Below are 5,586 nucleotides of genomic sequence, written 5' to 3' on the forward strand. Positions count from 1 at the left end.
ATTCTAATTAACTCATAATTTTGCCTGGAATATCATTCTACTATGTATTTGTGTAATTAATTCTGTCTAACTACTTACGGGATTGTCCTCTTTGCACTCTGCTAAAAATTCAGCCAGTGGCCGGATAGCTTCCCGAATATCAGCGGTTGAGCAAGCGTTTGTCCAGCACTGGTACTTACCGTTCTTGGAGTTAATCCCTAAGCTGTGGCCCTCGCAAACAGGGCAAATATAGTAATTTTTGGCTTTGCCGGGTTCCAGTTTGTCGAGATAGTCGCGGATGTCAAATTTTTTGGGCGTGCTTGAAGTTTGCTCGTTATCTGGAGTAGAATTGTCGTACATAAATTTGGCTCGACCCTAAGAAGAGCTGAATGTGGATAAGCCTCAAAACCGTTGCGGTCAGGTCTCAATTGAAAGCAGCGGTTTTTTGGTGTTTAGAATTTGTTGAAAATTTAGAGCATAGGAGAGACCGCCCCGCTAGTTGACTAGGGGTGCGATTAAGCTGTCGTTGCGAGCACAGCCACCTATTTCGGCGTCTGGCAATGGCACAAAACCTTTAGGCGGGCCGATGCAAGAATGTTCGGGATGCGATTCAGATACGCACTGGATGTATCCTCGGCACTCAATTTGAGTTTTCCTGACCCGTACAAACGCTGTATTGTCGTCAAAGAAATCTTTAATAGAGTAGAAACTTTCTCGACGCAGGGACTCAAAATGCGAGTTTTCAAGAGCCTTAACTTTGCTAACAACAGACCTAAAAGATTTGTCTAGAGTGCGCTTGTCCTTAAATTGCGCCAGAAAAATTTCATTGGAAACGCGCATGGCAGCCTTCACAAATGCGGGGCTTTGCCATGAAAGTTGTCGTTGGTGTTCCCACAAGAATCTTAAAGGTTCGTCATGAGCGCAACGACCCCAGAGAAGTCGGATTAGTTTTTGCTGCGTCGCTAAGTCCATCGTTTCATTTTACCTGTCCGCTTGAAAACGGCTAAACCGACTGTTCATTTTGCCTCTCGCTTACCTTCTCGGTCTCTACGACTTCGACCTTATACATCGACGAGTGAGTTTTTGGCGGGAAACGTAGACAGAGAGAGGGTTTCAGAAAAAGCGGTTTTCGAGGCAAAATAGGGTAATTTTCCCCCTTACAACTAAGCGTTTGTGTTCAGTCTCCCTGGCCACCCAGAACCGCATCCCACTGTCGAGGTTGTGGTTCCCCTGGTGTTGGCGGGACTGCTACCCCAAGTTGAGGTAATTGCAGGTCATTGAGGTAGTAAGCGTACTGATTGCCCTCCCCCCGTTGCGGGTAGAACTTGCCGTTAGTTTTCCAAAAGAAATCTTTACCTCGCAAAACCGCCAGAACTAACTCTATTTCTGACTTAGTACCAGTCAATCTTAAGGCTGCTGCTGTTGGTATATTCGACTGTCTAGTCATCACCTTCCCCCTTCACGAACGGCATCAAGAATTCGTACTCAGCCTTCGCATCCCGGTAGGCTTGGCTGCTGCCTGCACTGACCCTCCAAACTTCTTTAAGGATTTTATTCTTGCCGGTGATGCCCTTCGCGTGACATTGCAGAATCAGTTCGATTTGTTCGCGCTGCTTGGTGGATAAATTCACTACTGCCAGTTCGCCAGAATCGCCAGAAGTCTGATTCAGTAGCAGTTCTAGTGATTCTCTTATCGAATCGAGTTCTGCCTCTTGTTCGTCGGTTCGTTCGTTTGTTGCCAGAATTTGTTCTGCTTCCTGCTGTCTTTGTTTCTGAGAAATGTACACGCTTGTCGAGATTTCATCCACCACATCGGCGGTGATTGCCCTGGTTTTAATTGCCTCAATTTCTCCCTCGTCAGCCAATTGACGGGCGATGTTGCCAGCCGACACTGCACAAGCAATTGCAGCACACAAGCCGACACCTTGCAGTGCTTTGTGAGTGTCTAGCTTTTTGTCCAGGGCTGCTAGTGGAGTCAGCCAAAGCACGACAGAGGACGCGCTCAAAACAAACAGTTTTAGCTGCATAGAAACACCCCCAAACCAATCAGCAGCATCGCTAAACCGCCGATTAAAAGTGCTTGTAAGTCAGTCACTGAAATCTTAAGCAACTTACTCAGGGAGTAGTCAAGCAACCAACTCAAACCCCAAGCAATCGCAATCGCTGCTAACAGGAATAAAACGGCTTTCATTGCCATCGGATGCAGACTCGCTATCCACCCAAAAAGGGAGAAAGCGACGCATCCGGCGACAAAATAGTTTGCCAAATACATCGCTTTCATTTAGTCAGTCCCCCCCGTGAGTTTGGCTTTAATCGCATCAATCCGAGTTCTGGCGTCACTGTCAGCTTTGTCAATCCCTAAACCCAGTCGGGCATAGCCGGGACGCAAACTGTGCAAGTGCTTAGCTAGTCGAGTGTCTGAGCGTTTTTTACCCAGTTCATTATCGGCGACAACACCCTCGTATTTGTGGTGATGGCGGTGAACTTTAGCGTCGGCTTCTTCGACTTTTGCCAGTGCTTCATAGGCGCGTTTAGACTGTTTTGCACCGTCTGTTTTTTTCCTTTGCCAAGTCCTTCATAGCGTCCGCTTCTTCCTTGGTAAAGTAGCGCGGTGCTGGCACAACTGGAACACTACGGATGCTGGAAAAGTTACCAGGATTTAGTGGTGTGATAACGCTTGCATCAGTGCTTGCCAGAACTTTTGATTTGTCAATAGCGTGTCCGCCGTCGTTGCTGGCAGTAAGTTTTCCAGCATCAGAATTGCCGCCGAAAAGGCGTAGTTGTAAGCTCATAGTTTTGTCCCGATTTGAATGTGGATGCGAACAGGGGAGGGAAATAAATTCAGAGGGTTGATTTGTCGCCACATAGACATTGCCAGCACAAACACCCCCGCCGATGCGAGCACGAGTGCGATGAGTTGAGAGAGGTCAACCCAGTCTAAAAAGTTGGTGGAATTCTGGCGGGTGAAGCCACACACGGGGAATGAACCGTCGTTAGTCCAATCGAGGTTGTCTACAGTGTCTAGTGGTATGTCTAGCACCGTGTCTACAGTGTCTAGCGGTGCGTCTACATTCACTGTGTCAAGCGATTCACCGTCAACCAGGTACAGTTCTAGCAGCGCTTCCCACGTAGCAGTTTTGCTGAGTTTCCCAAACTGTCTGGCATCTTCATTGGTGAAGCCACGGTCATAGGCGATCGCCTTGAGTTGGTCAATGCGACGGTAGCTGACTGTGGGTTTAGTCATGACTGACAAACCTTAAATCACCGCCAACAGTCAAGCGCTCGTCAAAGCACGGATAACAAAAGTCCGGCATCCCCCCGCTAGTCCATTCAATTGAGTAAGCCCACTCTTGCTTGTTAGGATGCCAGCAAGTACCGCACACGTTGCCGTACTCAATTTGCTCTATTTCAACTTCATCAATCCAGTGGTCAGCGACCTTGTTACCGATACTGAATTCCGGGGCCGGATATTTCTTAGGACTTCCAAGAGCTGATTGAGAACGCGGCACAAAAAACAGCAAAGCTGCCGATGCGAGTTTCTGCAATAACTCGCGACGGGGAAACATTAAGAGTTGCGATCGTCCGTCTGGACAATCGGCTGAAAGTGGCATAATTTATAGGCTCCAACGGTTGCTAAGAAACGGTTGGGGAAGTCGTGGTTTGGCTAGCATTGTCAGTGCTCGTCAACCGCGCATCAATCTTCCTTAGTTACTCACGATTGCAGACTTACACTCCCTTGTCAACACAGAGACTGTAAAGTTTTGTTTCAAATTATTCGGCAAGCAACTCCATCACTTCGTCGGGCGTAATGCCGTAGATAGCAGCCAACAAATCGACACATTGTGCGTTACTTCCTATCCGTTTGAGTACCCCAATCGCGCTACCTAAAGGAATAGTTTCCTTTGTAGATTGAGTCAACAAGTTAATTGTTGTTTCAGTGTTAGCTCGTCTCTTGTAAATCCCTTCATTCATCTGTGTTGAATGCCCTAAACTTTTAGCTCTCGTCTCCTGAGACATCCCTCCCATTTGACCATTAAGGTTAGCTAAATGACGCAGTGCGTGAGTTTGTGATAGACCTTTGTTTAGTCTGGTTAAAAATTGACGCGCTCTCCTAGCGTAAGCTTTACCAATGGTATTTGGATTATCTGAAACTGAATGAATTTCCGGCAATTGTCCTGCTTTGAGTTCTAAACGCTTTACCAAATCGGGATGGGTAGGGGGAAGCATCGGTACACACAATCTGTAGCCAGTTTTGGTCGTCGTGTCTAACAACGTTTTATCACCCACTACAGCAATCATTTTTATATTGCTTGGCTCAATGAGCGCCGGGATGATAACCCCATCCTTTGCTGTAAATGGTTTGTCGATGTTCTGAACAGCAAAGACCTCATGAACCCGAAAGCCATACACAACTTGCATTGACAGCACCCACATCCACCGCCTGCGCGACTCTAAATGGTATCGTTTGTCATCAGGAACTGTTAAAATTTCCTCCCGAAGTTTCAAAAATTCATCAACTGATATAGATTGAAGGTCTTGTCTAAACTCTGTTTGTGTACCATCAACCTCTTTAAGGCGACCCAGTAAGTCAGCGTTCTGAATTGTTTCGGCGAGCTTACGCATAGCACACAAGCAGTTTTTGAAGCATTTAGTTCCTTTCTTTTTGCTGTTGACTGCCAACAGAATATCGGCTAAATTGACAACCGTGTTTTGAGGCAACAGTCTGTAATAGTGCCCATAAACTACATTCCAAGACCGCTGCTGACTAATATTGCTTCTATCACGCTGTTGGCGGCGTTTAGTTCGTCCATCCCAGTATTCTTTCTCTACTTTTGTAATTGCCTCGCCGAACGTTATCAAGTCGTTCTTGATGATGTTTTTTTGCAAAATAACATCCTCATACCAGCTTAAAAATTGAGTCTCACTAGAGAACGATTCTAGAGCGGTAGCAACCAAGTGAGCTTTATTTAAGGCGTCAGTGATGCCCTGCATTGTGAGGTAGCACCCACAGGTTTTGTTGACTCGCTTGTCACCTAGTCTGAACTGAAGGGTGATGTAAGACCCCCTAGCCTTACTATCCTTCTTTAGTCCTACCCCTTTGGGGCATTCTTTCTGTGCTTGCTTGAAGTAGTCCAAAATCCGCTCATACCCAATAAGGTAGTCAGCGGATGTACTGAGTGTGACTGAATTAGATTTTTCGCTCATCTTTCGCTCAATTCTCCATAGTGCTGAGTCGCTTACTGTGTAAACAATACAGCAGACCGCTCAGTTTTCGCTCAGACGCAAAACAGGTTTCCTAGATTGAGCGAAAAAATAGGCTAGGATGGCGGAAAGTGGTAGAATAATTCCGAGAGCTTAATTCAAATCCTGTCATCCCGATTGACTTTGACTCTTTACAGGTAACGGGTTTCAGATTTATTACGGCGTTGCTGAATCAGTCTATGATGGGCTGAGGAATGGGCACCTCTCGGAACTTGAGATAGTGAAGTAACAATCGAATTGAATGCGCTAACATTTCTACTGATTTGGAATAAGTAGCTAGACAAAATTAATTACATAGTTTTCTCCAAATTCTTTCAGGATTTTTTCCACAGAGGTAACAAAAGT

General features: G+C 46.1%; 9 protein-coding genes and 1 pseudogene. All 10 read right to left on the reverse strand.

All coding sequences use genetic code 11. The features are described 5' to 3' along the window. Positions 1 to 66: 66 nt before the first annotated feature. Positions 67 to 339: a hypothetical protein gene (locus QUB44_RS29950; protein WP_333373365.1), complete on the reverse strand. Its 273-nt coding sequence runs from the start codon at positions 337 to 339 to the stop codon at positions 67 to 69. Positions 340 to 474: 135 nt separating this feature from the next. Further along, a complete protein-coding gene (locus QUB44_RS29955; RefSeq protein WP_333373367.1) occupies positions 475 to 951 on the reverse strand; it encodes a hypothetical protein in 477 nt (158 codons plus the stop codon). 205 nt (positions 952 to 1,156) lie between these two features. After that, the gene (locus QUB44_RS29960; RefSeq protein ID WP_333373369.1) at positions 1,157 to 1,426 is read right to left on the reverse strand and encodes a hypothetical protein; all 270 of its coding nucleotides are present in this window, start codon (positions 1,424 to 1,426) and stop codon (positions 1,157 to 1,159) included. Continuing rightward, positions 1,419 to 2,006 (reverse strand): hypothetical protein, encoded by a 588-nt coding sequence (locus tag QUB44_RS29965; protein ID WP_333373372.1) that lies wholly within the window; start codon positions 2,004 to 2,006, stop codon positions 1,419 to 1,421. Before QUB44_RS29965 ends, QUB44_RS29960 begins: the two co-directional genes overlap by 8 nt. Beyond that, positions 1,997 to 2,260 (reverse strand): hypothetical protein, encoded by a 264-nt coding sequence (locus QUB44_RS29970; RefSeq protein ID WP_333373375.1) that lies wholly within the window; start codon positions 2,258 to 2,260, stop codon positions 1,997 to 1,999. Before QUB44_RS29970 ends, QUB44_RS29965 begins: the two co-directional genes overlap by 10 nt. Positions 2,261 to 2,510: 250 nt before the next feature. Next, positions 2,511 to 2,771, reverse strand: a complete 261-nt coding sequence (locus tag QUB44_RS29975; RefSeq protein WP_333373377.1) for a hypothetical protein — start codon at positions 2,769 to 2,771, stop codon at positions 2,511 to 2,513. Continuing rightward, a complete protein-coding gene (locus tag QUB44_RS29980) occupies positions 2,768 to 3,223 on the reverse strand; it encodes a hypothetical protein (RefSeq protein ID WP_333373380.1) in 456 nt (151 codons plus the stop codon). The genes QUB44_RS29975 and QUB44_RS29980 overlap by 4 nt, the downstream gene beginning before the upstream one ends. Continuing rightward, the gene (locus tag QUB44_RS29985; protein WP_333373383.1) at positions 3,216 to 3,590 is read right to left on the reverse strand and encodes a hypothetical protein; all 375 of its coding nucleotides are present in this window, start codon (positions 3,588 to 3,590) and stop codon (positions 3,216 to 3,218) included. Before QUB44_RS29985 ends, QUB44_RS29980 begins: the two co-directional genes overlap by 8 nt. Before the next feature lie 160 nt (positions 3,591 to 3,750). Then, complete coding sequence (locus tag QUB44_RS29990; protein WP_333373385.1) at positions 3,751 to 5,184, reverse strand: hypothetical protein; 1,434 nt, start codon at positions 5,182 to 5,184, stop codon at positions 3,751 to 3,753. A 229-nt stretch (positions 5,185 to 5,413) separates the two neighbouring features. Next, positions 5,414 to 5,512: pseudogene (locus tag QUB44_RS31315) on the reverse strand (IS1 family transposase); the annotation flags it as partial. Positions 5,513 to 5,586: the final 74 nt, after the last annotated feature.

Origin of the sequence: Microcoleus sp. AT3-D2, from assembly GCF_036705715.1 — a bacterium.
Taxonomy (GTDB): domain Bacteria; phylum Cyanobacteriota; class Cyanobacteriia; order Cyanobacteriales; family Microcoleaceae; genus Microcoleus.

What these genes read in the sequence shown, in the direction of transcription:
- QUB44_RS29975 (WP_333373377.1), bottom strand. Translation starts at nt 2,771, where the DNA reads ATGAGCTTACAACTACGCCTTTTCGGCGGCAATTCTGATGCTGGAAAA.
- QUB44_RS29990 (WP_333373385.1), bottom strand. Translation starts at nt 5,184, where the DNA reads ATGAGCGAAAAATCTAATTCAGTCACACTCAGTACATCCGCTGACTAC.
- QUB44_RS29960 (WP_333373369.1), bottom strand. Translation starts at nt 1,426, where the DNA reads ATGACTAGACAGTCGAATATACCAACAGCAGCAGCCTTAAGATTGACT.
- QUB44_RS29955 (WP_333373367.1), bottom strand. Translation starts at nt 951, where the DNA reads ATGGACTTAGCGACGCAGCAAAAACTAATCCGACTTCTCTGGGGTCGT.
- QUB44_RS29985 (WP_333373383.1), bottom strand. Translation starts at nt 3,590, where the DNA reads ATGCCACTTTCAGCCGATTGTCCAGACGGACGATCGCAACTCTTAATG.
- QUB44_RS29950 (WP_333373365.1), bottom strand. Translation starts at nt 339, where the DNA reads ATGTACGACAATTCTACTCCAGATAACGAGCAAACTTCAAGCACGCCC.
- QUB44_RS29980 (WP_333373380.1), bottom strand. Translation starts at nt 3,223, where the DNA reads ATGACTAAACCCACAGTCAGCTACCGTCGCATTGACCAACTCAAGGCG.
- QUB44_RS29970 (WP_333373375.1), bottom strand. Translation starts at nt 2,260, where the DNA reads ATGAAAGCGATGTATTTGGCAAACTATTTTGTCGCCGGATGCGTCGCT.
- QUB44_RS29965 (WP_333373372.1), bottom strand. Translation starts at nt 2,006, where the DNA reads ATGCAGCTAAAACTGTTTGTTTTGAGCGCGTCCTCTGTCGTGCTTTGG.